This window comes from Streptomyces sp. NPDC096040, assembly GCF_040303265.1.
Taxonomy (GTDB): domain Bacteria; phylum Actinomycetota; class Actinomycetes; order Streptomycetales; family Streptomycetaceae; genus Streptomyces.
This window is the reverse complement of sequence record NZ_JBEOTA010000031.1, coordinates 22,872-38,666: the sequence shown is the minus strand read 5'-3', so window position 1 is coordinate 38,666 and position 15,795 is coordinate 22,872. Positions and strand designations below refer to the sequence as shown.

The following is a 15,795-nucleotide window of genomic DNA, read 5'->3' as shown; positions in this document are numbered from 1 at the left end:
CATCGTCGCGCACACCGGGCAGTCACGCTTCTGTCACATGACCAGTCACCCGCGGCCGCTGCCGTAAGGACGGCCGCTGGCAGGATGGCCGTATCAGGAGCCCGGCCCCTCGACCACAAGGACCGCTCATGCACACCGGCACCGACCGTCCCGCCGATCCGGCCGTCCTGGGCCGGGCCGCCGAACTGGCCCGGCTGGACCGGCTGCTCGAGGCGGTGGACGGCGGCGGTCCCCAGGTGCTGGTGCTGACCGGGGAACCGGGGGCGGGCAAGAGCACCCTCGTCGACCGGGCGGCCGAGCGGGGGCGGTCCCTGGGCCTCGGGATTTTGCGGGTGCGCGGCAGCGAGGGCGAGGCCGGCCTCGGTCTGTCGGGCGTGCACCAGCTGCTGCATCCGCTGCTGCCCGGCGACGGTCTGCCCGCGGCGCAGCGGGAGGCCCTGGAGCAGGCCTTCGGGCCGGGGGCGGCGGAGTACGAACTGCGACTCGACCAGCTGTCTTTGTGCGTCAGTGTGCTCGGGCTGATCGCCGAGGCCGCGACGCGCCGGCCGCTGCTCCTGCTGGTGGACGACGCCCAGTGGCTGGACCTCGGCTCGGTGGACGTGCTGGCCTTTCTGGCCCGGCGGCTGGAGGGAAAGCCGGTGGTGATGCTCCTGGCCGCCCGTGAGGAGAGCGTGCCGGCCCGTTTCGACCGGGACTTTCCGCAGGTGACGGTGGGCCCGCTGAGCCGGACCGCGGCCGGGCAGCTGCTGGACGCGCAGCCGGATCCGCCCCGGGGCAAGGCGCGCGCGGAGATCCTCCAGCAGGCGGCCGGCAATCCGCTGGCCCTCATCGAGCTGCCGCGCGCCCTGGCCAGGGGCGGATCCGGGGGCGCTGGAGGTGCCGGGGGCGCGGCTCTTCCGCTCACCGCGCGGCTGGAGAACCTGTTCGCCGCCGATCTGCCGAGCCTGCCCGCGCCCACCCGGGAGGCCCTGCTGCTGGTGGCCGCGGCGGGCACGGCGGAGCTGACCGACCTCATCCGTGCCGCCCCGGAACTGGACGTCGTCCGGGCCCTGGACCCGGCCGAGCGCGTCGGCCTGGTCCGGGTGGCGGACGGCCGGGTGCTGCCGCGGCACCCGCTGGTCCGCTCGGCCGTCTACCACGCGGCCTCCTTCCACGAGCGCCGGCGGGCCCATCTGGCCCTGGCCGCGGCGCTCACCGGGGAGCCGGACCGCCGCGCCTGGCATCTGGCCGCCGCGGCGACCGGCCAGGACGCGGAGGTCGCCGACGCCCTGGCCGAGAGCGCCGAGCGGGCCCGTGGCCGGGGCGGTTACGCGGCGGCCGCGACCGCGCTGGAACGCGCCGCCGAGCTGACCCCGGCTCCGGAGCTGCGCGCCCGGCGGCTGCTGACGGCCGCGCAGTCGGCGATGTTCGCCGGTCATCCGCAGTGGGTCGGCGAGATGAGCGGCCGGGTCGGCGATCTGACCGAGGATCCCCGGCTGCGCGCCGAGGCCTCGCTGCTGGGCGGCTGGGCCCTCGGGGTCACGCTCCGCCACGAGGACGCGCTGGCGCTGCTGCTGGGCGTCGCCGAGGCCACCGCGGCGTCGGCTCCGGGACTGGCCCAGGGCGCCCTGAGCACCGCCGCGACGTCCGTGTACAACTCGGGCGCGCCGTACTACCGCGCGGAACTGGGCCGGATCGGCGAGCTGATCGACGGGGACGGCGATCCGGCCGGCCGCTCCTGGGCCCTGGCGGTCGTCGACCCCCATCGTGAACGGCCGCTGCTCATGGGGCACTTGGCGGAGGGACTGGCCGCGCTGGCACGGGAGGAGACCCTCGGGAACCTCACGGCGCTGGGCGGGACGACCTGGCTCCTGGACGAGACCGAGCAGGCCGTACGCATTCTCGGCCGCACCATCGACGTCCTGCGCCGCGCGGGCAGCGCGGGTACGAACGCGACCGTGACCCAGGCGCTCGCCCTCGCCCTGTTCGAGAACGGCTCGTGGACGGCGGCGGAGGAGGCGGCCGATGAGGCGTTCTGGATGGCGACGGAGGCGGGCGCCGACAACGTGACCGTGGGCGCCCGCGTCCTGCGGGCCACGCTGTGCGCGCTGCGGGGCGACCCGGCGGCGGCGCGGACCCGGGCGATGGAGGCCGTACGCGAGGTGGACCTGCGCAAGTCCCTGAGCCTCCAGGTCCGCCACCGGTACGCCCTCGGCATGGCCGCGTTCGTCGCCGGGGACCACGCCGGCGCCTATGACCAACTGCGCGCGGCCTTCACCCGCGACTTCCGCCCCGCCCCCGTCCACTACCACGCCTCGCTCTACTGCCTGGGCGACCTGGCCGCCGCGGCGGTCCGCGCCGGGCGGGCGGACGACGCGCGCACGGTGGTCGACGGTGTGGCGCAGGACCTGAAGCCCGACCCCTCCCCGCGCCTGGCCGCCGTACTCCACCGGGCCACCGCCCTGCTGACCGACACCGACGACGCCGAGCAGCACTTCCGGGCCGCCGTGGACGGCTCCGGCACCGACTGCTGGCCCTTCGAGAAGGCCCTGGCCCACCTGGACTTCGGCGAGTGGCTGCGCCGGCGCCGCCGCGGTGCCGAGGCCCGCCGGCAGCTCGGCGCGGCACTGGAATGCTTCGAGCGACTCGACGCCCGTCCCTGGACCGAGCGCGCGGCGGCGGAACTGCGGGCTGCGGGTACGGCGGCGGGTACGGCGCTGGGCACGGCTCCGGCCGGTGAACTCACCCCGCAGGAACGCCAGATCGCCGAACTGGCCGCCCAGGGCCTGACCAACCGCGGCATCGCGGCCTGTCTCTATCTCTCGCCCCGCACGGTCGGCTACCACCTGCACAAGATCTTCCCCAAGCTGGGCATCACGGCAAGGGCCCAGCTCCGGGACGCGCTCACCGCGGAGGGAGACGCCGGCGCCTGAGGCGCCCTGCGCGGCCCCGGTTCTGGGCGACGAGGTCGAGTTCGGCCATCGCGAGAACTCCCCGGAAGCGGCGCTGACGGGGCTCGAAGCGCCCGGCCCTCGTCAGACCGTCCTCGATGTCGCTGACGGCCTCCTCCAGCAGGCGTTCGACCAGGTCGGTGAGGCCCGGTTCGACCACCGCGGCATCGCGGCCGACGCGGATGATCGGCCGGATACCCGGCCAGCTGTCGGCGGCCTGCCGCAGCCAGGCCGTGATCGCCTCCGGCGTCCCGTCGGCGGTCGCGATGTCGTCGACGGTGGTGGCGTACCCCTTGGACTTGAACAGTTCGAGCCGAAACAGTGGGCCGCTCAATGACGTGTCCGTTCAGTCGATGCCGGGTCCTGCCAGGGTGCAGGCGGCGGCCACGGCGCCATCGGCCCCGCCACGGTGCGTCGCTCCCGGTGACCGACGGCTCTCATCGTCCATGAGCCGGGGGCACCGGTGCGTGCGGTTGTCGTCCGTCCTGTGGCACGGGATGCTGAGGGAGCACGAAGGGAAGCGGTGCCATGGATCGTTTTCCGAATGCTCCCAACGTCGATTTCCACAGTCCTCTGGACCTCACCAGGGCCGCCGCCGCGGTACTGGACGCGGAAGGCCGTATCTCGGGGTGGAGCACTTCGGCCCAGCGGCTCCTCGGGCATCTGCCTGAGGACGTGCTCGGCCGGTCGGCCGAGCGGCTGCTGGCGGCGGCCCCGGGGCCGCGGCTGTCCGCTTTCTGCAAGGCGCACAGCCCCCGCAGCACGGTCCTGGACCTCTGCTGCCGGGACGGACACAACCTGCGCGCCGCTGTGACGTTCAGTCCGCTGGTGCACAGGGGCGTCGCCGCGACCGTCGTGGTCGCGGCGGACCTGGCGGCCCTGCGCGGCTGGGAGGCCCAGCTGGCGATGTTGCAGGGACTGGCGACCGAGTCCTCCGTGGGCCTGACGATCTTCGACACGGACATGCGCGTCGTCTGGGGGAACGCCTCCACCGATCAGGAGCTGGCGGGGGTCGCCCAGTACGTCGGCCGCCCCGCCTCGGCTCTCTTTCCCGAGGGCGAGTTCATCTCCCGCCATCACCCCCCGGACGAGGACCAGGTGATGGAACAGGTGCTGAAGACGGGGGAACCCATTCTCGGCATGCACTATCGCGGGCGGGCCCCCGCCGACCCGGTGCGCGAGCACGTCTGGTCCTGCTCGTACTACCGGCTGGTGGACGCCAGGGGCGAACCGCTGGGTCTGTTCGAGGAGTCCCTGGACATCACCGACCGCTACCGCGCCCAGGAACGGTTGTCGCTGCTCGTACGGGCCGGAAAGCGCATCGGTGCCTCGCTGGACGTGCGGCGCACGGCCGCGGAGCTGGCCGACGTGGCGGTGCCGCAGCTGGCCGACGAGGTGCTGGTGGATCTGCCGCCGGCGGTCATCGAGGGACGGCAGCCGCCGACCGGCTCGGCGCCCGGCCACAGCCTGTTGCGGATGCACGGCCGTACCCCGGAGGAGTTCCGGACCAGTCCCGTCTCCTATCCGCCGTCGTCACCGCAGGCCCTGAGCCTGGCCACCAGCCGCCCCGTCGTCGACGCCTCCCCACCACCGGGAGAAGGGGTGTCGGCCGCCCGGCGCTGCGACCTCTTCGTCCCGCTGCTCGCCCGCGACGCGGTGCTGGGCCTCGCCACCTTCCGGCGCAGCGACAACCCCGACCCCTTCGGGCCCGAGGAGCAGACGCTCGCCGTGGAACTGGCCGAGCGGGCCGCGGTCGGCATCGACAACGCCCGCCGTTACACCAGCCAGCACGCGGCGGCGCTGGTGCTGCAGCGAAGCCTGCTGCCCCGGCATCTGCCCGAGCAGACCGCGGTCGAGGCGGCGTACCGCTACCTGCCCGCCGACAGCCGGGTCGGGGTGGGCGGCGACTGGTTCGACCTGATCCCGCTGTCCGGCGCCAGGGTGGGGCTGACCGTCGGCGACGTGGTCGGCCACGGCGTGCACGCGGCCGCGACCATGGGCCGGCTGCGCGCCACCGTACGGACCCTGGCACTGCTGGATCTGGACCCGGCCGAGTTGCTCACCCGGCTGGACGGCCTGGTCGCGCAGGACTCGGAACCCAACGCGGCCGGCGGGCTGAGCGACGAGGCGCTCGGTGTGACCTGCCTCTACGCGATCTACGACCCGGTCGGCGGCCGCTGTGTCTGGGCGAGCGCCGGCCATCCCCCGCCGATCGTGGCCGACGCGAGCGGCTCGGTGGCCCCGTCCGCGCTGGCGCCGGGGCCTCCCCTGGGGCTGGGCAGCCTGCCGTACGAGAACGTCGAGCTGAGTCTGTCCGAGGGCAGCGTGATGGCGTTCTTCACCGACGGTGTCGTGGAGGACAGGCGCACCGACATCGACAGCGGGATCGACCGCCTCGCCCATGTGCTCACCTGGCAGCGCTGCCCGCTGGAGGAACTGTGCGACCGGGCGATGTCGACCCTGCCGCCCGGCCCGCAGGCGGACGACGCCACGCTGTTGCTCATCCGCACCCGGCGGCTCGGCGCCGACCACGTGGCGGACCTGCAACTGCCGCCCGACCCGGCCATGGTGGCGCACGCCCGCACGGACACCGAGCGCCAGTTGGAGGACTGGGGCCTGTCCGAACTGTCGTTCACCGCCGCGCTCGTGGTGAGCGAACTGGTCACCAACAGCATCCGGTACGCGCCCGGCCCCGTGATGCTACGGCTGATCAGGGACCGCGGTCTGCTCTGCGAGGTCTCCGACCACGCACACACGGCGCCTCATCTGCGACGCGCCCGCCGCGACGACGAGGGAGGCCGCGGCCTGTTCCTCGTCGCCCAGGTGTCCCAACGCTGGGGCACGCGCTACACCGCGTCCGGAAAGACCATCTGGGCGGAACTGGCCCTGCCCTAGGCCTGTCTGCCAATTCCCGTCGTCGCCCGGGGGGGGGCGGCCTCGCGGCGTCAGGTGCGTGCTCTGGGGGTCCCCCCGGCCGGAGGCTGTGGGAGTGCCGGGCGTAGGCCTCGTACCGGACGTACTCGGGTCGGCGCCCGATGCGGCGAGAGTGCGTGCATGGCGCCGCGAGGCAGACGGGAACTGTCAGGCAGCCCTAGCGCTCAGTCCGGGGACCCCAGGTGCAGCAAGGCGCCGCCGACAGCCGGTCGCTGCCGATGCCCGCCGTACCCGGCGCACGGCCGCCGGTAAGGGCCGGAGGCGGGGACATGGCAGGAGGTCGCGCGTGCTCCATCGCGCGTGCCCGCCCCGCCCCCGACTGCAACTCGCGTACCCCTGACGCGGTTTGCGACACCTATGGTGCCGTATGTCCTCTTACGGGTCCGAACGCCTACGCGTACGGCATGCGCACGGGGCCCGGCCGATGTCGGCCGGGCCCCGTGACGAGGACGCGCGTGCGGGTCAGATCACCATCGGTACCAGCGCCCTCGCCCCCCACCGGCATTGGTGGAGCGCATGACGAACCCGAGAAGCCACAGCACCAGGACGACGACGGCGACCCACCAAAGGATCTTGATGGCGAAGCCGGCGCCGAAGAGGAGCAGTGCAAGGAGCAGAACTAGCAGCAGGGGAACCATGTTTATCAACCTCCTGCAGCCCGTGTGCCCTGCAATTCCGCCTTCATTCACCAACGGCGCTTTGTTTGTGCAGGGAATGCCGGGGCACACGGGTTACCGCGACAGCGACGCACGACCTATCAGGAGGTGCTCTTCCATGACTGCCGGCGAGAAGGCCAAGGCAAAGACCGAGCAGGCCGAGGGCAAGGCCAAGGAAGCCGTGGGAAACGCTATCGGGAACGAGCGTATGACAGCTGAGGGACAGGCGGAAAAGAGCACAGGTGATGCTCGCGAGGCCAAGGAAAAGGCCAAGGACGTGTTCAAGCACTGACTCCGCATTCTCCAGCGAGAATTCGAAAAAGGGGCCTGCCCGGCGTGATTCCGGGCAGGCCCCTTTTTTTCGGTCACCGTCGTCGTCTGCTGTGGCTGTCCAACCTTGCTCTTCTGATGGGCGCTCAGTCCGATGTGGGGCCGGCGAAGCCCACGGTTCGCGCAGACCCGTGACCGGCAGCGCTTCCGGACGAACGACGATGCCCCTCGACTCGGCCCGTACTCGGGCGACTTCCCGTCGAGGGGCAACCCTCCTTCGCCCCAAGGGCATGGACCTGCGGAGAGCGTCAGGTGGTGCTGAGCATGCCTTGGCGCAGGCGGGCCAGGAGACGGGTGATCAGCCGGGAGACGTGCATCTGGGAGACGCCGAGACGTTCGCCGATCTGGGCCTGGGTGAGTTCCTCCACGAACCGCCAGTGGATGATCTTGCGGTCCCGTTCGTCGAGTTCCGCGATCATCGGGGCCAGGGCGTGAAAGTCCTCGATCAGGCCGAGGGCGGCGTCCTCGTCGCCGATGAAGTCCGCCAGCGCGGCCTCGCCGTCCTCACTGCCGTTGATCGCCGCGTCCAGGGAGGCCGACTTGTAGCCGTTGGAGGCCAGCCGGGCCTCGACGACCTCGTCCTCAGGAAGGCTCATCAGCTCGGAAAGCTCTTTGGTCGTCGGTGTCCGGCCCAGTCGGCTGCGCAGTTCCTCGTTGGCACGGGCGAGTTGGACGCGGGCTTCCTGGAGCCGGCGCGGGACGTGCACGGCCCAGGACGTGTCGCGGAAGAACCGCTTGATCTCCCCCACGATGTACGGCACGGCGAAAGAGGTGAACTCGACCTCGCGGGACAGCTCGAACCGGTCGATCGCCTTGATGAGCCCGATCATGCCGACCTGGACGATGTCCTCCATCTCGTCCGCCCCCCGGCTGCGGAACCGGCCGGCCGCGTAGCGGACCAGGGACATGTTCATCTCGATCAGCGTGTTGCGCGCGTACTGATACTCGGGAGTGCCCTCCTCCAGCACCGCCAGCTGGTCGAAGAACAGCTTCGAGAGTTCCCGCGCGTCCTTCGGCGCGACCTTGGAGGGGTCCGCCACCTCCGGAAGGTCCACCATCTGCCCAGTGGTCTGCGCGGTCGTGGCCATCATGTGCCCTCCCAGTCGATCGGCCTCGTCGTCGCCGGTCCATCGTCCGGCAAGCAGGCGACTACCCCGGTGGCCGACCGGCATTCCTCGAACTTCTGTCAGTCCCCGCCCGGTTCTCCGTGGCTGCGTACGATTTCCTTCATCTTGGCCACCGCGAACCCCCAGCCCTGTTCGACGGTCGGCTTGGCCGGCACGGCGATCTCGTCGGGGTTGGTGAGGACGTCGAGCAGGACCGGGCCCGGAGTGCGGAAGGCGCGTCGCACGGCGCTCTCCACGTCGCCCGGATCGGTCACGCGGATGCCGGTGATGCCCATGGCTTCGGCTACGGCGGCGAAGTCGGGGTTGTCGAGCACGGTGCCGAACTCGGGCAGTCCGGCCTGCTCCTGTTCGAGTTTCACCATGCCCAGCCGGCGGTTGTCGAAGACGACGAGCTTCACGGGAAGGCGGTACGTCTTCAGGGTCATGAGGTCGCCGAGGAGCATGCTCAGTCCGCCGTCGCCGCAGAAGGCCACGACCTGGCGCTCGCGGTCCAGGCTCTGGGCGCCCAGAGCCTGGGGCATGGCGTTGGCCATCGAGCCGAGGTTGTAGGAGCCGATGAGGCGTCGCTCGCCGCGCATCTCGACGAAGCGGGACAGCCACACCGTGGCCATGCCCGTGTCGGAGGTGAAGACGGCGTCGTCGGCGGCGATCCGGTCGACGGCCGCGGCCAGTGCTTCCGGGCGGATGTCGTGGGCACGGTTGTCCAGCGCGGAGCGGATGCGGCCGGCGACGCCCTTGTCGTGCGACGGGTCGGCGAGCCGGGCCTGACCTGTGCGCCACTGGGTGAAGCGTTCACGCGCCTTCTCCAGGTGCGAGCGGTCACGCGCGCCCCGGGACCCGGCAGGCGCGGCGGTGAGCTGGCCCAGGAGGTCGCGTACGGTGGCGCCGGTGTCCCCCACGAGCCCGACGTCGACGGGTACCCGGCGTCCGATGTGGGTGGCCTCGGTGTCCACCTGGATCACGGTCCGGCCCTCGGGATACCAGTCCCGGTAGGGGAAGTCGGTGCCGAGCAGCAGGAGGGTGTCCGCGTCCTGGAGGGCCGCCGCGGCGGCGGGGTTGCCGATCAGTCCCGTCTGGCCGACCTGGAAGGAGTTGTGGTCGCCCTCGAAGCCCGCCTTGGCCTTCAGCGTGAGCACCATCGGTGCGGCCAGGCGGTCGGCGAGGGTGAGGACGTCCTCGCGGGCGGCCCGGGCGCCCTCGCCGACGAGCAGGGTGACCCGTTCGGAGCGGTCGAGGAGTTCCGCGGCGCGGCGGACGGCCGACCCGTCCGGCCGGCTCAGCGGAGCGTTCAGGGAGAAGCGGGCCGGCCGGTCGGCGGTCAGTTCCCGCTCGCCCAGGTCGCCCGGCACGGTGAGGACGGCGACGCCCTTGCGGCCCAGTGCGTGACGCACCGCCGTCTCCAGCATCTGCGGAAGCTGGTCGGGAGAGGTGATGGTCGCGCGGAAGACGGCCACGTCGCTGAAGAGGGCGTCGTTGTCGACCTCCTGGAAGTAGTCGCTGCCGAGTTCGGGGAGCGGTACCTGACCGGCGATCGCCAGGACCGGGGCATGGCTCTTGGCCGCGTCGTACAGCCCGTTGAGAAGGTGGACGGAACCGGGTCCGACGGTGCCCATGCACACGCCGAGCGTGCCGGTGAGCTGTGACTGGGCGCTCGCGGCGAAGGCCGCCGCCTCCTCGTGCCTGCAGCCCACCCACTCCAGGCCGTCGGCGGTACGGATGGCGTCAGTAAGGGGATTGAGCGCATCTCCCACGACGCCGAACACCTGGCGCACGCCGAGCTCGCTCAGCGCGTCCACGATGACGCGGGCAACAGTACGGGCCACGTGAGTCCTCCAGGTCACACGGTGAAACGGTCAGGGTCGGCGGCCTTCCAGTCGGCCGCCCAGGAGTCCGGCGGCTCGGCCGGCAACTGCCCAGGCTCCAGCCACTCGTACAGCTCCTCGTAGGAGCGCTCGGTGAAGGGGTCCACGCGCTGGCGGAGCATGTGCGGACGCAGTTCCGCGGGATCGGTGACGCCCATGGACGCCATGATCTGCAGGGCGCCGGCCACGGTCGCCTCCTGGAAGCGCTGGACGCGCGCCGTCTTGTCACGCACGTCGAGGGCGCGGGCTCGGCGGGGGTCCTGGGTCGTGACGCCGGTGGGGCAGGTGTTCGTATGGCACTTCTGTGCCTGGATGCAGCCGACGGCGAACATCATCGCCCGTGCGGCGTTGCCGTAGTCGGCGCCCTGCACCATTCGTTTGACCAGGTCACTGCCGGTGGCGATCTTGCCGCTGGCGCCGATCCTGATCCGGTCGCGCAGGCCCGTGCCCACGAGGGCGTTGTGCACGGTGAGCAGACCCTCGGTGAGCGGGGTGCCCACATGGTCGGCGAACTCCAGCGGCGCCGCACCGGTCCCGCCCTCGGCGCCGTCCACCACGATGAAGTCAGGCGCCGTGCCCTCCTCCAGCATGGCCTTGCACACGGCCAGGAACTGCCGGCGCGAGCCCACACAGAGCTTGAACCCGGCGGGCTTGCCACCGGACAACTCACGCATGCGGGCGATGAAGCGGACGAGTTCCCGCGGGGTGGAGAACACCCGGTGGTACGGCGGGGAGACGACCGTCCGTCCCTCGGGCACGCCCCGGACCCGGGCGATCTCGGCATTCACCTTGGCTCCCGGCAGCACACCGCCGATGCCGGGTTTCGCGCCCTGCGACAGTTTCAGGGACACGCACTTGACGTGATCGTGTGCGGCCTTGTCGGCGAACTCGGCCGCGTCGAAATCGCCATTCTCGGTGCGGCAGCCGAAGTACCCGGTGCCGATCTCCCAGACGAGGTCGCCCCCCGGACGGAGGTGATATTCGGACAGACCGCCTTCACCGGTGTCCTGGGCGAAACCCCCGGCCGCGGCACCCCCGTTGAGCGCGAGGACGGCGTTGGCCGACAGCGAGCCGAAACTCATCGCCGAGACGTTCAGCAGTGCCATGTCGTACGGCCGGCCGCAGTCCGGGCCGCCGATCCGCACGCGCGGCGGGTTCTCCGGCACCGGGCAGGGCGCCATCGACGGCACCAGGAACTCGTGACCGGGCCGGTACACGTCCCGTTCGGTGCCGTACGGCTCCTCCGCGTCGGTGCCCTTGGCGCGCTCGTAGACGATGCTGCGCACGTCCCGGTCGAAGGGGCGCCCGTCATAGTTCCGTTCGATGAAGTACTGCTGCAGCTCCGGGCGTATGCGCTCCATGAGGAAGCGGGCATGGCCGAGCACGGGATAGTTGCGCAGCACCGAGTGCCGGCGCTGCAGCAGGTCCCAGGCGCCCAGCACACCCACGAACGTGAGCGGAAGGGCCGCGAACCACCAGTAGGGCGAGGCCCCGAGGGCAGCAGCCAAGGCCCCGAGAGCGGTCACCAGAGTCAGGACGACGATTCCAACGCGTGTCACCCCTGACGCATTGCCCGGTTTTCGATCGCCATGCACGACAACCGCGCACCGGAGGGACACAGGTCCCGAACCGAATGCCTGGCCGGCCCGCGCCCGGTGCCCTGGGGCGGGTGCCGTCCTGGTCGATACGGTGTGCGTCGCAGGGATCAGGCTGCTGATCTTGCGGGCCAGGACCTCGGTGTTGCCGACCTGCAGGGTGGTGCGTAGGTCATGCGTCGAGGCGGTGCTTGGCGAGCCGGATGACGTTCTCCGGGTCGCGGTGGTCGAAGAACAGCGAGCTGCCGGTGTCGAGGGTGGCGATCTGCGCCATCTGCCCGTCGGTGAGCTGGAAGTCGAACACGTCGAAGTTCTCAGCCATCCGTTCGGGCCGGACGGACTTGGGGATGGCGATGACGCCGCGCTGGGTGAGCCAGCGCAGCACGACCTGCGCGACCGACTTGTCGTACTGCTTGCCGATCTCGGCCAGCAACGGGTTGGTGAACAGGTCGTTCCTGCCTTCGGCGAAGCCGCCCCAGGACTGGATCTGCACGCCGTGCTCGCGCATCAGGTCCTGGTAGTCGGCGCGTTGGAAGAAGGGGTGGGTCTCGATCTGGTTGACCGCCGGGGTGATCTCGTTGTTGACGATCAGGTCGAGCAGCCGGTCGGGGTAGAAGTTGGCGACCCCGATCGCCCCCGCTGCGCCTTCGCGGTTGAGGGCTTCCATGGCGCGCCACTGGCCGTAGACGTCGCCGAACGGCTGGTGCATGAGGTACAGGTCGAGGTGGTCCAGCCCGAGCTTGGTCAGCGAGGTGTCGAACGCGCGCCTGGTGTTGTCCTCGGCCGGGGCGTCCTGGATCCACAGCTTGGTGGTTACGAACAGTTCCTCGCGCGGGATGCCGCTGGACTTGACGGCGCGGCCTACGGCCTCCTCGTTGCCGTAGGCGGCGGCGGTGTCCAGCAGACGGTATCCGGCGGCCAGCGCGTCGGAGACGGCGCGCTCGGTGTCCTCGGCGGGGATCTGGTAGACGCCGAAGCCGAGGAGCGGTATCTCGACGCCGTTGTTCAAGGTCACGTACTGCATGGGGAAGTCCTTTGCGGGGCGGACGAGTTGGGAGTCAGGGGCGGATGAGGGCCTTGAGGACCTGGCGGTCGGCCATGGCCCGGTAGGCGTCGGGGGTCTGGTCGAGGGGGAAGGTGTGGTCGAAGACGCGGCCGGGGGCGATGGTGCCGTCGAGCACCTCGGGCAGCAGCTGCTCGATGTAGGCGCGGGCGGGGCTGGCGCCGCCGGTCAGGGTGATGTTCCGCATGAAGACGGCCGGGCCGATCGGGCCCTGCTCGTACTGGGGGACGCCGAGGCGGCTGATGGTGCCGCCGTCCAGGACCGTGCCGAGCGCGGTGTCGAGGGCCGGGCGGGTGCCGACGGCCTCGATCACCTTGTCCACGCCGCCGGTCAGGTCACGAATGCGGGCGATGCCCTCCTCGCCGCGTTCGGCGACCACGTCGGTGGCGCCGAAGTGACGGCCCAGTGTGGTGCGGGCTTCGTGGCGGCCGGCGAGCACGATCCGTTCGGCGCCGAGCCGCTTGGCGGCGATCACCGCGCACAGGCCGACCGCGCCGTCCCCGACGACCAGCACCAAGTCGCCGCGGCGGACGCAGGCGGTGACGGCGCCGTGGTGGCCGGTGGTCATCACGTCCGACAGCGCCAGCAGGGACGGCAGGAGCGCGGAGTCGGCGGCCACCGGCAGCCTCACCAGAGTGCCGTCCGCGTACGGGACACGGACGGCTTCGCCTTGACCGCCGTCCACGCCGTCGAAGCCGTACCGGCCGCCGTTGCGGCAGGAGATGTGCAGGCCCTTGGCGCAGTAGTCGCAGGTGTTGTCGCTGTAGGTGAATGGGGCGACGACCAGGTCACCGGTCTTCAGGCCGGTCACGTCCGCGCCGGTCTCCTCGACAATGCCGAGGAACTCGTGCCCCATGGGGCGGCCGGTGTCGGTGGCGGGCATCGAGGCGTAGGGCCACAGGTCGCTGCCGCATACGCAGGCGGCGAGCGTGCGGACCACGGCGTCCGTCGAGTCGACGATCTTCGGGTCGGGCCGGTCCTCGACGCGGACGTCGCCGGCTCCGTACATCACTGCTGCGCGCATGAGGGTGTTACTCCGAACGGGGGTCGTGCTGGGGCGGGACGACGGGTGTCAGCGTTCGAGCATGCGGGCCTGGGTCTCGGTGTGGGTGGCGCCGGCGGCGGGCGGCAGGCTGGCGAGCCGGTCGAGCTGCTCGGCGGTCAGCGTGACGGCGTCGGCGGCAGTGTTCTCCTCGACGCGGGCCACGCGCTTGGTGCCGGGGATCGGGGCGATGTCGTCGCCCTGGGCGAGCAGCCAGGCCAGCGCCACCTGACCGGGCGTGGCACCGGCCTCATCGGCCAGGTTCTTGACCTCGTCGGCCAGCGCCAGGTTGTGCTGGAAGTTCTCGCCGGTGAAGCGGGGGTTGTCGCGCCGGAAGTCGTTCTCGTCGAACTGGTCGGTGGAGCGCACGGCGCCGGTCAGGAAACCGCGGCCCAGCGGGGAGAACGGCACGAGGCCGATGTGCAGCTCCCGCAGAACGGGCAGCACGCGCTCCTCGATCCCGCGCGTGAACAGCGAGTACTCGGACTGCACCGCGGTGACGGGCTGCACGGCGTGGGCGCGGCGGATCGTGTCCGGGCCGGCTTCGGACAGCCCGAAGGCACGCACCTTGCCCTCGGCGATCAGCTCGCCCACGGCGCCTGCGGTCTCCTCGATCGGCGTATTCGGGTCGACGCGGTGCTGGTAGTACAGGTCGATGTGGTCGGTGCCCAGCCGCTTGAGGGAGCCCTCGACGGCGGTGCGTATGTTGGCCGGACTGGAGTCCAGGTTCCACGGACCGTCGCCGCCGTGCGAGACCAGACCGAACTTGGTGGCCAGCACCACCTTGTCCCGGCGTCCCTTCAGCGCCCGTCCGAGCAGCTCCTCGTTGATGTAAGGGCCGTAGATCTCGGCGGTGTCGATGAGCGTGACACCCAGCTCCAGGGCCCGGTGCACGGTCCTGATCGACTCCGCATCGTCGGTGCCGGAACCGGTGTAGCCGTGGGACATTCCCATGGCACCCAGGCCGATCCGGGAAACCTCCAGGTCACGCAGCTTGATGTAGCGCATGTCGCCCTCTCCGTCTCGTGGCGTCGCCCGGCACTCTCACTCTCGCCCGACCCTCCAGACCGTGCCTGCGGCGGCTCTGGCCGGTCGGGGTACCGGCGTCTTGCTCCTTCACACCTTCACCCGGATGGTGCCCCTGTGGCAGGGCGGGCTCTTCGGGGGTAATGGCAGGGCCCCCCTCTCGCCCGCATGTGGGGGGATCAGCGGGTGAGACTTGAGGCATGGCATCCGAGAGCGCGCACAGCGAGGGCGCCGAGCTGGGCCGCTACCTGCGCGCCCGCCGCACCCAGACCAGCCCCGAACACGCCGGCCTCACCGTCGGCGCCGGCATCCGCCGCACCCCCGGCCTGCGCCGCGAGGAACTGGCCACCCTCGCCGGCATCAGCATCGACTACTACGTACGCCTGGAACGCGGCAAGGAGACCCGGCCCAGCCCCGCCGTCCTGGACTCACTCGCCCGCGCCCTGCGCATGGACGACCAAGAACACCAGCACCTGCGCGAGCTCGCCGCCCGCGCCGCCCGCTACGTTTCCGAACCCCCGCCCGCGCCCAGCCGCACCGTGCGCCCCCACCTGAGGCTGCTGCTGGAGTCACTGCGCCCGAACCCGGCCTACGTCATCAGCCGCAGCATGGACGTGCTGGCCTGGAACCCCGGCGGCCTCGCCCTCTACGCCGGCCTTGACGACTGGTCCGCCAAGCACCGCAACCTCGCCCGCTACCTCTTCCTGCACTCCGCAGCCCGGGATCTGTTCACCGACTGGGACCGACGGGTCACCGCCTGCGTCGCCCGCCTGCGCGCCACCGCCGGAACCGCTCCCGACGCCCCCGACCTCACCCACCTCGTCGGCGAACTCCTCGTCAAGAGCCCCGACTTCGCCGGGCTGTGGGAGCGCTACGAAGCAACCGGACGCAAGCCCGCACAGAAGACCTTCCAGCACCCGCAGGTCGGCCCGGTCACCCTCACCTCGCAGTCACTGCACGTGGAAGGCACCCCCGGCCAACGCATCGGTGTCTACACCGCCGAACCCGGCAGCGCCGACCACGATGCCCTGCTCCTGCTCGACATGACCGCACCGCGAGACGCGCACCGTCCGTCGCCCTCCCCCAACGCCACCGGCCGGCAGCCGTGAGCCGACTCGAGGCGGTGTGCGAGGGCGTCGGCCGCGGCGATCATCGGGGCGTGAGTGAGCTGTTCGGCCTGCGGGCCCGGCACGGTCGGCGGATGCGTGCTGTGGCCGGCCGCGGTGCGGC

At 71.5% G+C, this 15,795-nt stretch carries 12 protein-coding genes; 4 read left to right on the top strand and 8 right to left on the bottom strand.

The annotated features are described in order from the left end of the window. Positions 1-128: 128 nt before the first annotated feature. Positions 129-2,912, top strand: coding sequence for a helix-turn-helix transcriptional regulator (locus ABTY98_RS33545; RefSeq protein WP_352224846.1), 2,784 nt, complete (start codon positions 129-131; stop codon positions 2,910-2,912). On the opposite strand, the gene ABTY98_RS33540 is transcribed toward ABTY98_RS33545, so the two are convergent. Continuing rightward, complete coding sequence (locus tag ABTY98_RS33540; protein WP_352224845.1) at positions 2,884-3,264, bottom strand: hypothetical protein; 381 nt, start codon at positions 3,262-3,264, stop codon at positions 2,884-2,886. The two genes, ABTY98_RS33545 and ABTY98_RS33540, sit on opposite strands and share 29 nt — an antisense overlap. 194 nt (positions 3,265-3,458) lie before the next feature. On the opposite strand from ABTY98_RS33540, the gene ABTY98_RS33535 reads away from it, so the two are divergent. Continuing rightward, positions 3,459-5,825, top strand: coding sequence for a SpoIIE family protein phosphatase (locus ABTY98_RS33535; RefSeq protein WP_352224844.1), 2,367 nt, complete (start codon positions 3,459-3,461; stop codon positions 5,823-5,825). Between the two features lie 506 nt (positions 5,826-6,331). Here the strand turns inward: ABTY98_RS33535 and ABTY98_RS33530 are convergent. After that, complete coding sequence (locus ABTY98_RS33530; protein WP_352224843.1) at positions 6,332-6,502, bottom strand: hydrophobic protein; 171 nt, start codon at positions 6,500-6,502, stop codon at positions 6,332-6,334. A gap of 136 nt (positions 6,503-6,638) precedes the next feature. On the opposite strand from ABTY98_RS33530, the gene ABTY98_RS33525 reads away from it, so the two are divergent. Next, positions 6,639-6,812: a CsbD family protein gene (locus ABTY98_RS33525; RefSeq protein WP_352224842.1), complete on the top strand. Its 174-nt coding sequence runs from the start codon at positions 6,639-6,641 to the stop codon at positions 6,810-6,812. Positions 6,813-7,098: 286 nt separating this feature from the next. Here ABTY98_RS33525 and ABTY98_RS33520 read toward each other — a convergent pair whose 3' ends face one another. From ABTY98_RS33520 to ABTY98_RS33495, 6 genes are all read right to left on the bottom strand, one after another. After that, on the bottom strand, positions 7,099-7,941 hold the full coding sequence (locus ABTY98_RS33520; protein WP_352224841.1) for an RNA polymerase sigma factor SigF: 843 nt from the start codon (positions 7,939-7,941) through the stop codon (positions 7,099-7,101). A 95-nt stretch (positions 7,942-8,036) separates the two neighbouring features. Then, entirely contained in the window at positions 8,037-9,800 is a 1,764-nt protein-coding gene (locus ABTY98_RS33515) for a thiamine pyrophosphate-dependent enzyme (protein WP_352224840.1), read from the bottom strand. 14 nt (positions 9,801-9,814) lie between these two features. Continuing rightward, a complete protein-coding gene (locus ABTY98_RS33510) occupies positions 9,815-11,398 on the bottom strand; it encodes an FMN-binding glutamate synthase family protein (protein ID WP_352224839.1) in 1,584 nt (527 codons plus the stop codon). Positions 11,399-11,606: 208 nt separating this feature from the next. Further along, the gene (locus ABTY98_RS33505; protein WP_352224838.1) at positions 11,607-12,458 is read right to left on the bottom strand and encodes an aldo/keto reductase; all 852 of its coding nucleotides are present in this window, start codon (positions 12,456-12,458) and stop codon (positions 11,607-11,609) included. Positions 12,459-12,492: 34 nt separating this feature from the next. Beyond that, the gene (locus ABTY98_RS33500; RefSeq protein WP_352224837.1) at positions 12,493-13,521 is read right to left on the bottom strand and encodes a zinc-binding dehydrogenase; all 1,029 of its coding nucleotides are present in this window, start codon (positions 13,519-13,521) and stop codon (positions 12,493-12,495) included. Between the two features lie 48 nt (positions 13,522-13,569). After that, positions 13,570-14,547: an aldo/keto reductase gene (locus ABTY98_RS33495; protein WP_352224836.1), complete on the bottom strand. Its 978-nt coding sequence runs from the start codon at positions 14,545-14,547 to the stop codon at positions 13,570-13,572. A 218-nt stretch (positions 14,548-14,765) separates the two neighbouring features. Here ABTY98_RS33495 and ABTY98_RS33490 point away from each other — a divergent pair, with 218 nt between their 5' ends. Then, positions 14,766-15,674, top strand: a complete 909-nt coding sequence (locus ABTY98_RS33490; protein WP_352224835.1) for a helix-turn-helix transcriptional regulator — start codon at positions 14,766-14,768, stop codon at positions 15,672-15,674. Positions 15,675-15,795: the final 121 nt, after the last annotated feature.

Excerpts from the sequence above, each read along its gene's own strand:
- ABTY98_RS33545 (WP_352224846.1), top strand. The coding sequence starts at position 129 with ATGCACACCGGCACCGACCGTCCCGCCGATCCGGCCGTCCTGGGCCGG.
- ABTY98_RS33535 (WP_352224844.1), top strand. The coding sequence starts at position 3,459 with ATGGATCGTTTTCCGAATGCTCCCAACGTCGATTTCCACAGTCCTCTG.
- ABTY98_RS33530 (WP_352224843.1), bottom strand. The coding sequence starts at position 6,502 with ATGGTTCCCCTGCTGCTAGTTCTGCTCCTTGCACTGCTCCTCTTCGGC.
- ABTY98_RS33525 (WP_352224842.1), top strand. The coding sequence starts at position 6,639 with ATGACTGCCGGCGAGAAGGCCAAGGCAAAGACCGAGCAGGCCGAGGGC.
- ABTY98_RS33520 (WP_352224841.1), bottom strand. The coding sequence starts at position 7,941 with ATGATGGCCACGACCGCGCAGACCACTGGGCAGATGGTGGACCTTCCG.
- ABTY98_RS33505 (WP_352224838.1), bottom strand. The coding sequence starts at position 12,458 with ATGCAGTACGTGACCTTGAACAACGGCGTCGAGATACCGCTCCTCGGC.
- ABTY98_RS33500 (WP_352224837.1), bottom strand. The coding sequence starts at position 13,521 with ATGCGCGCAGCAGTGATGTACGGAGCCGGCGACGTCCGCGTCGAGGAC.
- ABTY98_RS33495 (WP_352224836.1), bottom strand. The coding sequence starts at position 14,547 with ATGCGCTACATCAAGCTGCGTGACCTGGAGGTTTCCCGGATCGGCCTG.
- ABTY98_RS33490 (WP_352224835.1), top strand. The coding sequence starts at position 14,766 with ATGGCATCCGAGAGCGCGCACAGCGAGGGCGCCGAGCTGGGCCGCTAC.